Origin of the sequence: Streptomyces sp. RPT161, assembly GCF_027533845.1 — a bacterium.
Taxonomy (GTDB): domain Bacteria; phylum Actinomycetota; class Actinomycetes; order Streptomycetales; family Streptomycetaceae; genus Streptantibioticus_A; species Streptantibioticus_A silvisoli_A.
Genome location: NZ_JAPZVN010000001.1, coordinates 542,810 through 558,238, shown reverse-complemented (window position 1 = coordinate 558,238; position 15,429 = coordinate 542,810). Strand labels below are relative to the sequence as shown.

Here is a 15,429-nt window from a genome sequence, read left to right as displayed (position 1 = left end):
GTCCGGGTGGGGGCACACGCATGAGGCAACCCTGAGCCCGGGTAACGTCGTCCTCCTCACAGGTTCGGTACTGGGGATGGGGAAGGCAATGTCGCAGATGCGCCGATGGGGAGCGGGCTTCGCCGCGAATCTGGCGAGTTTCGCCGGCCGCCTCCAAGAGCGCCGCGCGGCCGTGGAGCGTGAGGAGGGCCTCCCCGGTGGGCCCGGCGAGGAGGGCGAGCGGGCCGCCGCGGCGGAGCGGGAGCCGCAGGCCGACTACGTACCACCGCCCCCGTCCTACGCCCCCGCGGTCTCCGCGCCGCGCGACCCGGTGCACGCCGTGCCGTGGGGCGTGCGGGTGGCCGCCGAGGTCGGCTGGCGCTTCCTGATCCTGGCGGGCGCGCTCTACGTCCTGATGCGGGTCATCAGCGCGGTGGAGCTGGTGGTGCTCGCCTTCGTCGGCTCGCTGCTGACCACCGCGCTGCTCCAGCCGACCGTCGCCATGCTCAAGCGCGCCGGACTGCCGCGCGGCCTGGCCACCGCGGTCACCTTCATCGGCGGCTTCGTGGTCATGGGGCTGGTGGGCTGGTTCGTGGCCTGGCAGGTCATGGAGAACACCGACATGCTGTCCCAGCAACTCCAGGACGGCATCGGGCAGTTGAAGAAGGGGCTGCTCAACTCCCCGTTCCATGTGACCGAGACGCAGATCAACCAGATCGCCAAGAACCTCCAGCACGCCATCGGCACCAACGCCGAACAGATCACCTCGGCGGGCCTGCAGGGGGTCACCGTGGTGATCGAGGTGTTCACCGGGATCTTCCTTGCGATGTTCTCCACCCTGTTCCTGCTCTACGACGGGCGGAACGTGTGGCAGTGGGTGCTCAAGCTCTTTCCCCGGGACGCCCGGGAGGGGCTGGTGGGCGCCGGTCCGCGTGCCTGGCGGACGCTGACGCTGTATGTGCGCGGCACGGTGATAGTGGCCTTCATCGACGCCGTCTGCATCGGTGTCGGCATCTACTTCCTCGGAGTGCCGATGGCGGTGCCGCTCGCCGTGGTGATCTTCCTGGGGGCGTTCATCCCGCTGGTCGGCGCGGTGGCCTCGGGCGCGCTGGCGATGATCGTGGCGCTGGTGACCCAGGGGCCGTTCACCATGCTGATGGTGCTGGTGGTGGTGCTCGCCGTGCAGCAGATCGAGGGCCACGTCCTCCAGCCGTTCATCCTCGGCCGCGCGGTACGGGTCCATCCGCTGGGCGTTGTCCTGTCGGTGGCCGCGGGTTCGCTCATCGCGGGCATCGGCGGCGCGGTGGTGGCGGTCCCGCTGGTCGCGGTGACCAACACGGTGGTCGGCTACCTGCGCGTCCACGCCCAGGAGGCGGCCCTGCGGGCGGCTCCCGGGCCGCACGGGGCCACCGCCGTGGAGGTGGCGCCGGTCCAGCCGGGGGCTTCGGGAGGCGAGGCCACCTGACGGGTCCGGGGGCGAAGTCCCCCGGAAGCAAACCGATATGCGTGAAGGCGCCCTGGGACCGAAAGGTCCCAGGGCGCCTTCATGGCCGAATCAGGCGAGCGCCGCCTCGGCGTCAAGCGTCGCACCGACGGCCTGGAGGACCGCCGCGATCTTGAACGCCTCCTGGATCGTCTCGCGGGAGACGTCCGCCTTGCGCAGCACCTGCTCGTGCGAGTCGAGGCACATGCCGCAGCCGTTGATCGCGGAGACCGCGAGCGACCACAGCTCGAAGTCGACCTTCTCCACGCCCGGGTTGCCGATGACGTTCATCCGCAGGCCCGCGCGCAGGTTGCCGTACTCCGGGTCCGACAGCAGGTGCCGGGTCCGGTAGTAGACGTTGTTCATCGCCATGATGGCCGCCGCGGCCTTGGCCGCGGTGTACGCCTCGGGGCTGAGGTTGGCCTTGGCCTCCGGCTCCAGCTCACGCAGCACGATCGGGCTGCGCGAGGCGATCGCGCAGGCGAGCACGGTGCCCCACAGCTGCTGCTGGGTCAGCGCGTCGTTGTTGCCGATCACCGAACCGAGGTTCAGCTTCAGGTCCTTGGCGTACTCCGGGAGCTGGGACTTCAGCTCATCGAGCGCCATGGTCACTCACCAGCCAGCAGCTTGACCGGGTCCAGGGTCTCGTCGCCCTTGCTCCAGTTGCACGGGCACAGCTCGTCGGTCTGCAGCGCGTCGAGGACCCGCAGGACCTCCTTGGGGTTACGGCCGACGGAACCGGCGGTCACCATGGTGAACTGGATCTCGTTGTTCGGGTCGACGATGAAGACCGCACGCTGCGCGAAGCCGTCCTCGCCCTCGACGCCGCACGCCTGCATCAGCTCGTGCTTGGAGTCGGCCAGCATCGGGAACGGCAGGTCGCGCAGGTCCTTGTGGTCCTTGCGCCAGGCGTGGTGGACGAACTCGGAGTCACCGGAGACACCGAGGATCTGCGCGTCACGGTCCGCGAACTCGTCGTTCAGCTTGCCGAACGCGGCGATCTCGGTCGGGCACACGAAGGTGAAGTCCTTGGGCCAGAAGAAGACCACCGACCAACCCTTAAAGTCCTCGGAGCTGTACTCCTTGATCTCCAGCTTGTCATCGGACGGGCCTTCGACGCCCAGGAGCTTCCAGGCGGGGAACTTGTCACCAACGGTGAGCATCTATGAGTCTCCACGATCATGAGGGGTTGGACTCCGCCAGGGTGCCACAGGGCCATTGATCCAGAAAAATTGCCACTCGCTGGATGATTGATCGGGTTCTGCGATCAAATGGCTGTCGCATTGATAAGCAGGCGGTGGGTGCGTTGACCCGGGCCTATTCCGTGCCCATGCGTGAGGAAGATCACGCTCTGCTGCCCCCTGGGCGCTGGCCCTGGTGCACAGATCACCCGTCCCCTCGTCTGCTTCCCTACCTGCTGGGTACGGTCGTTGTCGAGTTGCGCGCCGCTGACTGCCTCGGCGGCGCGCGGCATGAGTGTGCGACTAAGGGGAGTGGTACGGGCATGCCGTCTGACGCTGGAATGAACGACGGAGAGGGGTTCACGTCGGCGGTCGCCGCCCGGGTGATGGCTGAGGCATGCCGACGAGCGGGGCTCCGCAGTGATGGGGCGAGGTTGCTCCGCTTCGGGGAGAACGCGATTTTCAGGCTGGCCGGCCATCCCGTCGTCATTCGGATCGCCCGGTCCACGGACTACCTGCCATCGGTCCGAAACGAGGTGCACGTTTCGCGGTGGCTCGCGAGCGAAGGGCTTCCGGCGGCTCGGATCGTGGACGACATCGAACAGCCGCTCATCATCGACGGACACCCGGTGACCTTCTGGCACTTGATCGAGGAGGGCGACCGGAAGGCCACTTATGCGGAGTTGGGCGCGATCCTGCGTGATCTGCACTCGTTGCAACTGCCAGAGGGGTTGGATCTTCCTCCGTACAGCCCTTTCGGGCGCAGTGATCTCCGTATCGAGGCGGCGACCGGCATAGGCGAGGACGACCGGCAGTTCCTTCGGAAACGGGGCCGTGAACTCCGCGACCGGCTGGCGGAGTTGCGCTTCGAGTCGGCGAAGGGTCCCGTGCACGGTGACGCGCATGTGCAGAACCTGATGGTGGACACTCGGGGCCAGGTGATCCTCATCGACTTCGAGGTGTTCTGCTACGACTACCCGGAATGGGACCTCATGGTCACCGCCACGGAGCATGACAGCCTTGGCTGGCAGACCCCGGAGCAGTACGCGGCGTTCGTGGCCGCGTACGGCCGTGATCTGCGCTCCTGGTCGGGGTTCCCTACGCTGCGGGCGATCCAGGAATTCCAGATGACCACTTGGCTGATGCAGAACGTTGCCGAGAGTCCCGAAGTAGCGGAGGAGTACGCGCGGCGCATCGCCTCACTGCGCGATGACGACGCACCGCGGAACTGGCACCCGGGATGATGCCTAATCGTCGTCCAGGCGGGCCATGGCCTCGCGTACCTGCTCGTTGAACTGCTGGACGGCAGGATTCCCCGCGTGGCCGGAGATCTCGTGCTGGAAGTCGGCCACGTAGCGCTGAAAGCGCGCGGACTGAAGTGCGTCTCCACCGTCGACGGCTTGGCTGGCGGTGTGCGCAGCCGCTTCCAACTCGCCATTCAGCAGCTGGCTCTGCGCCAGGACCATGCGGCAGAACCCCAACGTGCGCGCGTACTTGGGATCCGTGAGGGCGACGGCGCGTTCTGCGAAGTGGACTGCTTCCCGGCCTAGCTTTAAGTCTCGGAAGCAGTGGCAGAACTCGCCGACCAGTTCGGCTTCGTCCATGTACGACAGCCAGTCGGGGTCGTTTCCGCTCTCGGCTCGCTCGAAGAACCTCTCCGCCTCGTTCATCGCGTGGGCGGCGCCCTTTTGATCGCGGGCGGTGGACAGCGCGCGGGCCTCGTGGCACGAGTACAGAGCCATCGCACGCGGGGTGGCGTGGCCGTTTCCGCCTTCCACAGATGCGCGGGCAAGTCGTACGGCACGGGACGCCTGCCCCAAGTAGTTGGCCTGATGGCTCATGTTGGTGAGGATGCGTGCACCCATCATCCGGTCGCCGGTGACCTGGGTGAGGCGCAGCGTTGACAGCATGTACCGGTTCGCCAGTGCGTGATCTCCGGTGTCGTACGCGGTCCACGCGAGGAGTTGGGCGATTTCCGTCGCGGCGTCGTACAGGGCGGTCCCGACCTTGGCGCTGAAGCTGGCGTCCAGGAGAGGAAGAACCTCCTCGCGGAAGTACACCCGCAGGGCTTTGTGACCGTGGCCGCCGCCGAACTGGAAGTCCAGCCGCATGAACGCCTCTCCGGCTGCCCTGATGGCGGACACGTCACGCATACCAACGCGGCGCGCGCCGGGCTTGTCCAGGACCAGCCCATCCGGACGGGCCAGGAACCACGAAAGTACGGCGGAGTCCATCTCCCCTTGGGGGATGAGTGGTTCCGCTGAAACGCCATCCTCGGGCCTGTGCTGGGTGAGTCCGTCCAGGATGCCTAACGCCTCGGTGAGGGACGTGGCGTAGGTCGTGCCGGTCCTGGGCGCGGCAGCCGTGATCCCCGGGAACCCGAGCGCTGCCGCCGTGACCTTGCGCCGAAGCTTCTCCGACAGCGCTTCCGCCAGGAATGACGCTGTCTCCGGCTGGATGCCGCTGCCGTCCAACCAGCGCTGCACGGACACGTGCGTGGTGCCGACGTGCACCCCGTGCCGCTGCGCGACTTCGCGCACGCGCTTCGCCAACCCCTTGTTCGTGGCTCCTGCTTCGGCCATGAGGGCGGCCAACTTGCGGTTGGGTTCCCTGTTCATGCTTCCTGCCGTCTCCACGATGACGCCAAGTAGTCATCGTGGCACAGAACTTGTGGCCGAGGGGGGTTCATGCATGAACCCCCCATAGATCCACCCCATGAACCCCGGTGTGCACGTGGACCCCCTCGTGAACACTGCCGCCTGCCGCCCGCCCGCCGTTGACTGGACGCACACGACGGCGGAACGCCAATCCGCCAGTGAGCAGAGGAGACTGCGATGGGATCGCGAACGCGGGAACTGCCCACGCGTACGGCGCTGCTCGTGACCGGGGAACCCGGTGGCCTGGCGACCGCCGAACGCTTCCGTGGGATCACGCTCATGGCCGACGACCCCGAAACGGGGCGCGTAGCGCGTCGCATGGCCGTGGAGACCGTGCATGACTGGCGGCTGTCGCATCTGACGGACGATGTGGCGCTGTGCGTCTCCGAACTCGTTGGGAACGCCGTGCACCACGCGACTCCGGACGGTTGGAGCCCGGGGGCCGATGGCGAACGCCGCGTCGGCGTCGGCTTTCGTCTCTGGCCGCGTTGGTTGTTCGTGGAGGTCTCTGACGAGGACTCCACGCCGCCGATGTTGCCTGTGGGTGAGCCTCTCGAACTCTCCTTGACGGGTGCGTCAGCGGACGTCCTGTTGCCCAACAGTGGGCGCGGACTGCTGATCGTTCAGAACCTCGCTGATGCCACATGGTGGGCGCCGCGTGAGCTGGGCGGCAAGAGCGTCATCTGTCGCTTCAACGTGAGTGGCGGCGCCGGTACTTGAGTGCCGCCGCAGACTCCGAAGCAGTCATAGGCAGCCCGGCTCACCGTGGGTTGCGGTCGGGATGACGGCTTCGGTGACCGCTCCGACTTCGGGGCGGTGGGCGACCCCTGACGAGCGGGGTTCCCCTCCTGCTAGCAGGGGTCGCCCGGATCGGGCTGACGGTGGATCGAACTTGACGAACACAGGGATGGTCACAGATGGCGAAGAAGGAAGCGCAGCGGATGCGGCGCGGGGACCGTGTGAGCGTTCGCGGTGAATCGCGCGAGGTGAAGGCGGTCCGCACGGACCGGGCCTCCTCCGACGGCTCCGTGATCTTGGTCTTCAAGACCGGAAGCCCGATGCGGGTCCGCGCCGACGAGCAGTTGGACGTTGATCGCGGCGGTAGGGGCACACGGTGAGCGTCTCAGGTCAGGGCACGGTCAAGTCGCGGGTGCGCTTCGCACAGTGGGTGTTGGCCACGGAGACCGCCAGCGGTCCGCCGATCCATGGTGCCGAGTGCGCCGAATGCGGCGAGGTGTCCGACGGGGCGGATGACTGGGACGGGCCACAGATGTGGTGCCTTCAGCACGCGGGGCGGACTGGTCACACGCTGTTCCGTGGCACGGTCACCGGGTACTTCCGGGCGTCGATGCAGGAGGTGCTGTGATGGCCAGCTCTGCGCTGCACAGTGGTTGCTTGCTGGCCGGTTGCGAACTGTGCGGGGGTCTCGTTGCCGCGTCGGCGCTGCGGGCTGAGCGCCACTACCGCCTGGTGGACGAGGGCGAATTGGATGTTCCGGAGGTCTCGACGCGACTCGTGTGCGCGGATGTCCTCGCGTGCTACGCGCGGGCGCTGCGGCCGGACGAATGGGAGCGGCTGAGCGCGTGGGTGCCGATCGTCTGTGAGCCGGAGGACGGGGCGCCGTTGAGGATGTGCCATCTGTGCCGTGTCTCTGCGACGGGAGATGAGCTCTCGATCAGCCGCGTACGGGATGAGGACGGCTGGTGGACCATGATCGGCTGCGCAGATGAGTCGGCCTGCGACAGGCGGCAACGCGTCGGCGCGGGGCCTGCCGATCCCTTCTGGTGACCTTCTGCGGCCTCAGCCATAACCGAACAGCGTGACCGGACCACCCCTCTCGGCCTGGCAGCTTCCGGGGTGGTCCGGCGGAGATCCGCGAGCGGACCCCGGTGCTGATGGTACCGGGGCGCTCGTCGTGCCGTTGGCCAACGCACCTGATCGGCAGGGGAGTTGATCTCAATCACGTGGAAGGGATCTGGGCGCATGTGTCGCGCGGATGGGCCGGGCTTCGAAGATGACGGGTTCGACGTTGACGAGGTGCTGTGGGCGCCTGGCGTTGACTACGTCGGGGGTTGGCGGGCGGCGGCCGACGCGGCGGGAGCTCTACGGGAGGCGCTGGGGGCGCTGGGCCTGGCGGTGGACGGCGTTAAGGCCCAGGCGCACGCGGCTGCGGATGGCTCGGGCGTGGTGCGGTTGCGGCTGCCAGTGGCTGTCGCATGGCAGTTGACCGAAGCGATCCGTGCCGTGGCGGAGGGCGGCGGCCGTGCGGCATCGTGATCCAGCGGCGTGTGTTGGCGCTGGGCCTGGCAGGACGTTTGCCTCCGACAGGAACCACAGGGGTCCCTCGCTGTCATCCCGTCTGCCGTCGACCCACACGAAGTGATGGCGGGTCTGCTCTGTCCGGTCCATGTGGAGCGCCCTGCTGGACGAACGACATGGACCGGACAGAGCAGGGCTGCTATGGCTCCGCCTGGGTCGGCGGCAGATGGGATGACAGCCCCGCCCGCAGCCACGACGAGCCTTGCACGCGCCGGATTGCCCCCTGTCATCCCGGAGCCTGAGCGCCCCCGCCGGAGGCATGGGCTTTGACGTGGCTCCGCGGTACTAAGCAGCGGGCGCGTCGTTGCTTGCGGCGTGTGTCGTCGTGATCGATGCTCAAGGCGCTGTGGCCGGGCGGCTGGCCGACCGGACGGGACCGGCGGTCACGCCGCATGCCCGGCCGGGGCGGCAAGGCCGCCCGGCGCGCTGCAGGCGCGCCCTTGAGTAAGTGAAGACAAGTTTCGACAGACCGCCCAGCCATACAGCCGGCCTTGGGGGCGCCGCGGAGCGTGAGTGAGGGCAGGAAAGTCATGCTGTCGGCTTCGACGGCGGTTAGGGGTGCTCGCTGACTGCTGGTACTACCACGCACGTTGTTCGGCGTTCGTAAACAGCGCCGCGATCAGCATCGCACGCCTCTTGCGCACTGTGTTGCGACAGCTACACGCCGTAAGCCTATGAATCAGCTATAGAGGATTGCGGGCCGACGGAAGATGAGAAAGGATCTTCACGTAAGTGAAGGCCGCGTAACACAACGGTAGTTGAGCGGGGGGCCGGTCGTCACTCCTATGCCCTTGCGCCCACTGCCGTGGCTCACGCGGCCTTCGCGTCCCCAACACGTGAAGAGGAGACATGGGTAGCGTACCCGCAGAGCGGAAGCTCGGCTTCAAGTTCAGAGCAGTCATCGCCGCTGGCGTGGCAGTCGCGTCCTTCGGTATGTTCGCGGCCTCGGCTTCCCCGGCAACGGCCGCCCCGTTGCCTAAGACCGCGCTCGGCATGCATACCTACAACCCGCACGCCCGGCTCGGCAGCTTCGACAACCCGATCATCTTCTCCGGCGGCAAGCAGAACCAGAACCTGGCGCTGCTCACCCCAGCGCAGGTCAAGGCGCTCAACGCGGAGAAGATCAAGCTGGAGAAGCTGGCCCGCGAGCACAAGGTCAAGACCGGGCGGCCCCAGTTCAAGCCCAACGCCACCATGGAGCCGATGGGTTACAACTGCGCCGCCGAAGAGTCCATGTACTGGTGCGACCAGGAACAACCGAGCATCGGCTGGTTCGATGAGGGCACCTACCTTGGCTCGGACAACCACGAGTACCTCCAAGCTATGGGCAACGGGGCGCCTCACAATTTCCAGGTCTACGTAGACCAGACCTGGAACAACGGCCAGAACTGGAACGGCCGGGCGGGCGTCCTGTACAACCAGGCCGACGTGTGGACGAACTCCTACTACGACGGTCCGGGCTACCAGGACCGTGGCTGTCTGTACGATTCGGACGACTCGCTGGTGGCATGCGGCCCCTGGCACTGACGCACTGCTAGGCGGCGGCCCCGCCCCCGATCGAACCGCACTGGGGGGCGGGGCCGTCCCGTTTTTAGGGCCTGTGGGGGCTTCCAGCGGGAACGGGGGTGACCTCGTCGGTGGGCACCTGCTTGAGCGCAGCCAGTACATCCGGTTGCGTCAGCATCGCGGTCAATTGCTGCTCTGTGAGCGGCGTGCCTGCCTCCGGACGGCCGCCCCTACCGGGAGTGAGGTTCTCGGTGTCGCCGTCACCCAGCCCGAACACCTGCCCGTTCAGGGTGACCGCCGCCACCGACACCACCCAGCCGGGCCGCATGCCCTTGTCGACCACCGAGGCCCAGCCATGCGACCCGTCCGGCAGCGATAGCGCCTGGCAGTCGCTGGTGTACCGGGAGCGCTGGCACGGGTTAGGTAGCCCCGCCAGCGTCTGCGGTCCTGACAACGCGCTGATCGTGGTTACTGACCCGTCCGCCCGCGTCAGGTGAAACGTCGTCGGCCCGGAGCCCTCGCTGATCTTCATCCCGGCCGGGAGATGCTTGGACAGCGCGGCCATCAGCTGCGCGTGCACAGCGTCGGTTGTCTTGCGCGACATATCGGCGGGCGGTGCTGACGGACTGGACGCCACCCCGGCCAGCCCCGGATCAACCGGCCCCGCCGAAGAGGCGCCCTGCTGCAGAGCACGGGTCGCCCCAAAGGTCACGCAGGCTGCCGCAACCACAGCCACCGCACCCACTCCGACAGCGCGCCACCGGGCACGCCGCCTCACCCGCGCTCCCTCCTGCACGATCACGCCCAGGTCCGGACCGCCCCCCGGCTCACCGGCCAACGCATCGTCCATCATCTTCCGCACCCTCGCCTCGTCGTTCATCGCACGGTCTCCTTCTCCGTCAGCACAGCTTTGAGGGCAGCCAGGCCGCGCGCCGCATCCGAACGCACGGTGGCGGGCTTGCGACCGGTAAGCCGCGCCACCTCCTCCACAGGCAGGTCCTGCCAGTACCGCAGCACCACCACAGCCCGCTGCATCGGCAGAAGCTGCGCCAGGGCATCCAGCAACGTCACTCGCGTCTCCGCGTCGTCCCCACCCGCCGACCGCTCCGGCATCGAACCGGTAGGAACCTCCGTACTGGAGCGCTTCCGCTGCCAGTCAATCCAGGTGCGCACCAACGCCGTCCGCGTGAACGCGCTCGCCTTTTGCGGAGACCGCAGGGTCCGCCACCGGGCATACACCTTGATCAACGCCGCCTGAGCCAGATCCTCGGCCGTATGCCAGTCCCCACACAGCAGAAACCCGGCGCGCCTCAACCGCGCCCACTCCTGACTGGCGAATACCTCAAACTCCACCCGCCGCCCCCCGCCCCACTATGCGATGGCATCCCATGCCCTGTAGACGAGACCACCACGCCGCCATGTTGCAGTAGTTCTTCGATCAACCGTGGCTAATCGCCGGTCAGGTCGTCCTGATGCCCTGTTCTATGAGGCGCACGTTTGGAGAAGGCCTCATGAGCGGACGGCCCGGAGTCCGCGCGGGTTGTCGGCCTTGATGCGGTAGGCGAGTTGGGCGCGGTCGGCGGCGGCGCGCAGTTCTTCCAGGAGGAGGGGCGTGTCGTCGTTGCCGTGGGTGACGCGGGTGGTTTCGATGATCGGCGTGGCGTCGGGGAGTTCGAGCGTGGTGCGCTCGTCGGGGAGGGGCATGCGGGCGCGGACGGTCTCTGTCCAGGTGAGCTTGTGTCCGGCGGCGGCCAGCAGCGCGTAGATCTCTTCGGGCGCGGTGGCGGGGTTCTCGGCCAACTCGTCATGGTCGGCGGCGACGGCCAGCGGGAGTAGCACCCGGTGCAGGATGCGCGTGCCGGTCGCAGGGTCGGTGAGCAGCCGGTCCACCGAGAAGAGGTCTTCCCCTTCGTCCAGGCCGAGGGCCGGACCGGTGGTCTCGGTGGTGGTCGCGCGGGTGACGCTCGGCGCCTCGGTCTCCTGCCAGTCGGTCTGGCCGGTGGTGTAGGCGCCTGCCTTGCGGGTGACGGTGCGCTCGATGGTGAGCGTGGGAGCGGGCAGGCGGCGGACGAAGCTGCCCTTGCCGTGGATCACGTCGATCAGCCCTTCGGCGCGGAGTGCGGCGACGGCGTTGCGGACGGTGGGGCGGCTGACCTGGTAGCGCTCGATGAGCTGGGCCTCGGACGGGAGCGGTGATCCGGGCGGGAACTCCCCGGAGGTGATGGCGTCTCGGATGGCGGCTGCGACCTGCTTGTACAGCGGTCCGGGGCGTTCGATGCCGGGCATGGGTTCGGCCTTCCGCTCGCCGCACGTCGTACGTAGGGACGTGCGTTGTCTCGACGTGTCTCGTCACTCGTCAGCATAAGTACTTGCGCCTTGCGGCTTCAAGGGTCCATAGTCGTCACTCGTAAGGACGAGTGACGACAGCATGTCACTTGGATGTGCTGCGTCCCTGATGGCCAAGGAGGCCCACAACTCATGCAGTCCATACCTGTGGACACATCCCGGCTCGGTGCACTGCGGTGCGTCGTCGCGCCGGAACCGAAGATTACGAATCAGGAGACGAAGGAGGTCAAGAAGGACCGGGACGGCAAGACCGTCTACACAGTGGGGCTTTCGGTGCGGCAGGACGGGCGCCGCGCCTCGATCATCGAAGTGGCGGTGACCGGTGAGCCGGTCGGCGTCGAAGAGGGCGCCCTGGTGAAGGTGACCGGGCTGGAGGCGTTCTCCTGGGCGATGGGGGATCGGCACGGGATCAGCTTCCGTGCGGCGGCCATCACCCCCATCCCCGACGCACCGGCGCAGGCAACTGCCCACGCGGGTAAGGGCGGTGGTGCCTGATGGGACCCATCGTTCTCGCGCTGGTCCTGGTCGTGCTGGCCTGGCGTTATCGGCTTGGTCGGATCGTTCACGAGCGGCGTCCGGCTTGGTACTGGTACCTGACCGGCTACCCGGTCGCTGCGGTGCGGGTGTTGGCGTCATGGCGGAAGGTCTCTCAACTCAACGACCTGTCCGTGACGCACAAGCCGACCCGGGCCGTGCTCGGTGGCCTGGCGGTCAAGGGTGAGGCGCTGCGGCCGATCGCGCCGCGCATCTCGTTCCCGCGACCGATGCCCAACGGCCTTTCGGTCGTGGTGCGGCTGCATCCGGGGCAGACCCCCGTGCCGTTCTTAGTAGCGGCTGACGCGCTGGCGCACGCGTGGCGGATGTTCGCGGTGCGGGTCACCTCGCCGGAACGCGGCGTCGTCCACCTGGTCGCCACCGCTGCCGATCCACTGGCCAACTCCGGAACGGCTCCGCCTTCGGCGTCGGCATCGTTGCTGACGGCGCTGGTCGGGCTGTTGGAGAACGGCCGGGCGTGGGCGATGGACTTCAGGCGCGTGCCGCACTGGCTGATCGTCGGCGCGACTCGATCGGGTAAGTCCACGCTGCTGGCCCGGTTGATCACCGAACTCGCCCCGCAGCCCGTGGCGTTGATCGGAATCGACTGCAAGGGCGGCATGGAGCTGGGCGTCTTCACCCCACGCCTGTCCGCTCTTGCGACCAATCGGCGCGAAGCCTTGGCGGTGCTGTCGGTCCTGGTGGTCGATATGCAAGACCGCATGCGGACCTGCCGCATCGCGGGCGTGCGCTCCATCTGGGACCTGCCGGAGGACGAGCGACCTATCCCGGTTGTGGTGATCGTGGATGAGATCGCGGAGCTGTTCCTGACCTCCGGCAGCAAGGAGGAGCGGGCCGAGGCTGAGCAGTGCTCCACCTACCTGCTGCGTCTTGCCCAACTCGGTGCGGCGCTCGGCCTGCACCTGGTCATCGCCGGGCAACGCGTCGGCTCCGACCTCGGCCCCGGGATCACCGCGCTGCGCGCCCAACTCGGCGGGCGTGTCTGCCATCGGGTCAACGACCCTGGCACGGCCGAGATGACGCTCGGCGACATCAACAAGGACGCCGCCGTCGTCGCCCAGTCGATCACCCCTGACGAACGCGGCGTCGCGGTCACTGCCTCGGACGATGGCGGCTGGGTGCGCGGCCGGTCGCACCTGACCACCGTGGCCGACGCCAAGGAAGCAGCCATGCGCTACGCGGACATGACGCCGAACATCCCCGGCCTGCCGCGTGCGCTGGAAGCGATCGACGGTGAGGAGGGCACGGCATGAACACCTCGTCCCTAAACACGACCATGCCGATCGCGGTGATCTTCGGAATCGTCACCCTGCTGCTGGTCCGCTCCAAAGATGTGAAGTTCTGGGAAGCGCTGTGCATCGGCCTGTTCGGCTTCTACGTGGCACTGACCCCGATGGGCTGGGCCGTGATCGGCATCGTCAACTGGCTGTTCGGCGGCTTCCTCCACCACTAACTCGCGCCCTTCGGGAGGCATCCCCACTGTGCCCATGCACCGCGTGATCTGCCCGATCTGCAAAGGCGAACGTAGCCGCACCACCCGTACCGGCCACCGGCGGCGCTGCCGCTGCTGCCGGGGCCAAGGCACCATCCGCTAACCCCTCGACCAACCCCCCGACAAGGAGTGATCGCCGTGGACACAGATCCATCCGCACCAACCATCCGTACCGCTTCGGCGGCCCACCCTGGGAGGTCCCCACCATCACCGCTTCCGGCGGACTCATAGCCCCGGCTGACAGGCGCGCCACCCTCGACCGCGCGGCGCGCCTGCGTCAGCTCTCCGACATCGACCGCGACATCCTCACCCGTGCCCAAGGCCCCCTGTTCCACCGCTGGCTGGAACAGATCCGCGCCACTGGCGGCTGCGCCCACCCGATCCACCTGACCGGCTCCACGACCACCCGCGACGCGGCCACCGGCGAAGTCATCCACCACTACGACACCACCGCCGAACCCGGTGAGCGTCTGCTGGTCCGCTGCCGCAACCGCCGCGCCACCGTCTGCCCGGCCTGCTCCCGCCTCCACGCCGGAGACACCTACCACCTGGTCCGCGCCGGACTCATCGGCGGCAAGACCGTCCCGGCCACGGTCCGCGAGCGGCCCCGGCTGTTCCTCACCCTCACCGCCCCTTCCTTCGGCGCCGTCCACCGCGCCACCAACGGGGAACGCTGCCAGCCCCGACGCGATGGTGGTCACTGCGTACACGATCGCGCGGTCGGCTGCGGCCTGGTCCACGCGGACACAGACCCACAGGTTGGCCAACCGCTGTGCCCCGTCTGCTACGACTACCCGGCACACATCCTGTGGCACGCACACGCCGGACGGCTGTGGAAAGCCTTCACCGACAACCTGTACAACCACCTGGCTGCCCGGGTCGGTTACGCCCGCACCGACCTACGGCGCACCGTCCGCATCTCGTACGCCAAGGTTGCCGAGTACCAACGTCGGGCCGTTGTCCACGTCCACGCCGTGGTTCGCCTCGACGGCAACGGTGGCCCTGAAGATCCGCCTCCGGCCTGGGCGACCGCGGACCTGCTCGCCCAAACAGTGCGCACCGCCGCAGCGGCGGTGAACCTCCACACGCCGTACTGGCCGGCACTTGGTGAACACGAACTCACCTGGGGCGCCCAGCTCGACATCCGGCCCCTACGGGCCTTCGGAGCCGGGGAGGGCCTGGCTGACGATGCCGTTGCCGCCTACGTCGCGAAGTACATCACCAAGGGTGCCAACGAAACGGGGGTCGGCACGGACCACCGAATCGCCGATCTTGCGGAGATCGACCATGCGCCGGTGTCACGGCACGTCCGCACTCTGATGCGCACCTGCTGGCGCCTCGGCGGCTTGTCGGAACTCGCACCGCTGCGGTTGCGGTCCTGGGCTCACACTCTCGGGTATCGCGGTCACATCCTCACCAAGTCCCGTTGCTACTCGACCACGTACGCCGCCCTGCGCGCCGAACGCACCGAACACGAACGCGGCCCCGACCTGGCCGACGACCCGAACACGGTCACCGAGTCCCGTTGGCGCTACATCGACTCCGGCCACACCCCCGGCGCCGCCCTCATCGCGGCCGGTATCGCTCAGGACCTCGCCCGTAACCGTGAGATTGCCCTAGAGCAGACGCGTGGGCTCCCGGCTGGGGGCGATCGCTGATGTCCGAGCGGGCGAAACAGCGTCACACGCCCATGACGAAGGAAGAATGGTTAAGGCGCGAGCTGGCCAAGGCGCCAGACCGTAGCGAGGAATGGTGCGCAGAGATGCTGAAGCTGTTCGGGCTGAAGAAAGTCCAATAAGGCGGGTCCCTCATCGGCGTTGAGCTGAGAGACCCTGGGGGACTGAACTCCGTAACGTCTGTTCGGCTACAGCCTTCGTAGCACCGAATCGCACTCCCGGCACCGCACCGCCT

Annotated in this window: 18 protein-coding genes; 12 read left to right on the top strand and 6 right to left on the bottom strand. The window is 67.7% G+C overall.

The window, feature by feature from the left end; translation table 11 throughout:
- Nucleotides 1-76: 76 nt before the first annotated feature.
- Entirely contained in the window at nucleotides 77-1,444 is a 1,368-nt protein-coding gene (locus O5O46_RS02450) for an AI-2E family transporter (protein WP_443072354.1), read from the top strand.
- A 90-nt stretch (nucleotides 1,445-1,534) separates the two neighbouring features.
- Here the strand turns inward: O5O46_RS02450 and O5O46_RS02445 are convergent, their stop codons facing one another.
- Together O5O46_RS02445 and O5O46_RS02440 are read right to left on the bottom strand one after the other, a co-directional pair.
- Nucleotides 1,535-2,068 (bottom strand): alkyl hydroperoxide reductase, encoded by a 534-nt coding sequence (locus tag O5O46_RS02445; RefSeq protein WP_269853502.1) that lies wholly within the window; start codon nucleotides 2,066-2,068, stop codon nucleotides 1,535-1,537.
- A 2-nt stretch (nucleotides 2,069-2,070) separates the two neighbouring features.
- The gene (locus O5O46_RS02440; RefSeq protein ID WP_269853501.1) at nucleotides 2,071-2,625 is read right to left on the bottom strand and encodes a peroxiredoxin; all 555 of its coding nucleotides are present in this window, start codon (nucleotides 2,623-2,625) and stop codon (nucleotides 2,071-2,073) included.
- Between the two features lie 83 nt (nucleotides 2,626-2,708).
- On the opposite strand from O5O46_RS02440, the gene O5O46_RS02435 reads away from it, so the two are divergent.
- Nucleotides 2,709-3,887, top strand: coding sequence for a phosphotransferase enzyme family protein (locus O5O46_RS02435; protein WP_333482319.1), 1,179 nt, complete (start codon nucleotides 2,709-2,711; stop codon nucleotides 3,885-3,887).
- 3 nt (nucleotides 3,888-3,890) lie between these two features.
- Here the strand turns inward: O5O46_RS02435 and O5O46_RS02430 are convergent, their stop codons facing one another.
- A complete protein-coding gene (locus O5O46_RS02430) occupies nucleotides 3,891-5,261 on the bottom strand; it encodes a sporulation protein (RefSeq protein WP_269853499.1) in 1,371 nt (456 codons plus the stop codon).
- 261 nt (nucleotides 5,262-5,522) lie between these two features.
- Between O5O46_RS02430 and O5O46_RS02425 the strand changes: the two genes are divergently transcribed.
- The 6 genes from O5O46_RS02425 to O5O46_RS02400 all read left to right on the top strand — a co-directional run bounded on the left by O5O46_RS02425 (nucleotide 5,523) and on the right by O5O46_RS02400 (nucleotide 9,146).
- Nucleotides 5,523-6,020: an ATP-binding protein gene (locus O5O46_RS02425; RefSeq protein ID WP_269853498.1), complete on the top strand. Its 498-nt coding sequence runs from the start codon at nucleotides 5,523-5,525 to the stop codon at nucleotides 6,018-6,020.
- Between the two features lie 197 nt (nucleotides 6,021-6,217).
- Entirely contained in the window at nucleotides 6,218-6,418 is a 201-nt protein-coding gene (locus O5O46_RS02420; protein ID WP_269853497.1) for a hypothetical protein, read from the top strand.
- Nucleotides 6,415-6,666: a DUF7848 domain-containing protein gene (locus tag O5O46_RS02415; protein ID WP_269853496.1), complete on the top strand. Its 252-nt coding sequence runs from the start codon at nucleotides 6,415-6,417 to the stop codon at nucleotides 6,664-6,666. The genes O5O46_RS02420 and O5O46_RS02415 overlap by 4 nt, the downstream gene beginning before the upstream one ends.
- Nucleotides 6,666-7,088 (top strand): hypothetical protein, encoded by a 423-nt coding sequence (locus tag O5O46_RS02410; RefSeq protein WP_269853495.1) that lies wholly within the window; start codon nucleotides 6,666-6,668, stop codon nucleotides 7,086-7,088. Before O5O46_RS02415 ends, O5O46_RS02410 begins: the two co-directional genes overlap by 1 nt.
- 195 nt (nucleotides 7,089-7,283) lie before the next feature.
- Nucleotides 7,284-7,577: a hypothetical protein gene (locus tag O5O46_RS02405; RefSeq protein WP_269853494.1), complete on the top strand. Its 294-nt coding sequence runs from the start codon at nucleotides 7,284-7,286 to the stop codon at nucleotides 7,575-7,577.
- Between the two features lie 891 nt (nucleotides 7,578-8,468).
- On the top strand, nucleotides 8,469-9,146 hold the full coding sequence (locus O5O46_RS02400) for a hypothetical protein (RefSeq protein WP_269853493.1): 678 nt from the start codon (nucleotides 8,469-8,471) through the stop codon (nucleotides 9,144-9,146).
- 64 nt (nucleotides 9,147-9,210) lie between these two features.
- Here the strand turns inward: O5O46_RS02400 and O5O46_RS02395 are convergent, their stop codons facing one another.
- The 3 genes from O5O46_RS02395 to O5O46_RS02385 all read right to left on the bottom strand — a co-directional run bounded on the left by O5O46_RS02395 (nucleotide 9,211) and on the right by O5O46_RS02385 (nucleotide 11,411).
- Nucleotides 9,211-10,005, bottom strand: a complete 795-nt coding sequence (locus O5O46_RS02395; RefSeq protein WP_269853492.1) for a hypothetical protein — start codon at nucleotides 10,003-10,005, stop codon at nucleotides 9,211-9,213.
- A complete protein-coding gene (locus tag O5O46_RS02390; protein WP_269853491.1) occupies nucleotides 10,002-10,478 on the bottom strand; it encodes a SigE family RNA polymerase sigma factor in 477 nt (158 codons plus the stop codon). The genes O5O46_RS02395 and O5O46_RS02390 overlap by 4 nt, the downstream gene beginning before the upstream one ends.
- A 156-nt stretch (nucleotides 10,479-10,634) precedes the next feature.
- A complete protein-coding gene (locus tag O5O46_RS02385) occupies nucleotides 10,635-11,411 on the bottom strand; it encodes a GntR family transcriptional regulator (protein ID WP_269853490.1) in 777 nt (258 codons plus the stop codon).
- Nucleotides 11,412-11,603: 192 nt separating this feature from the next.
- Here O5O46_RS02385 and O5O46_RS02380 point away from each other — a divergent pair, with 192 nt between their 5' ends.
- The 4 genes from O5O46_RS02380 to O5O46_RS02365 all read left to right on the top strand — a co-directional run bounded on the left by O5O46_RS02380 (nucleotide 11,604) and on the right by O5O46_RS02365 (nucleotide 15,176).
- Complete coding sequence (locus O5O46_RS02380; protein ID WP_269853489.1) at nucleotides 11,604-11,966, top strand: SCO3933 family regulatory protein; 363 nt, start codon at nucleotides 11,604-11,606, stop codon at nucleotides 11,964-11,966.
- The gene (locus O5O46_RS02375; protein ID WP_269853488.1) at nucleotides 11,966-13,279 is read left to right on the top strand and encodes an FtsK/SpoIIIE domain-containing protein; all 1,314 of its coding nucleotides are present in this window, start codon (nucleotides 11,966-11,968) and stop codon (nucleotides 13,277-13,279) included. Before O5O46_RS02380 ends, O5O46_RS02375 begins: the two co-directional genes overlap by 1 nt.
- The gene (locus O5O46_RS02370) at nucleotides 13,276-13,479 is read left to right on the top strand and encodes a hypothetical protein (protein WP_269853487.1); all 204 of its coding nucleotides are present in this window, start codon (nucleotides 13,276-13,278) and stop codon (nucleotides 13,477-13,479) included. Before O5O46_RS02375 ends, O5O46_RS02370 begins: the two co-directional genes overlap by 4 nt.
- A gap of 191 nt (nucleotides 13,480-13,670) precedes the next feature.
- On the top strand, nucleotides 13,671-15,176 hold the full coding sequence (locus O5O46_RS02365) for a replication initiator (RefSeq protein ID WP_333482329.1): 1,506 nt from the start codon (nucleotides 13,671-13,673) through the stop codon (nucleotides 15,174-15,176).
- The last annotated feature ends 253 nt before the right edge of the window (nucleotides 15,177-15,429 follow it).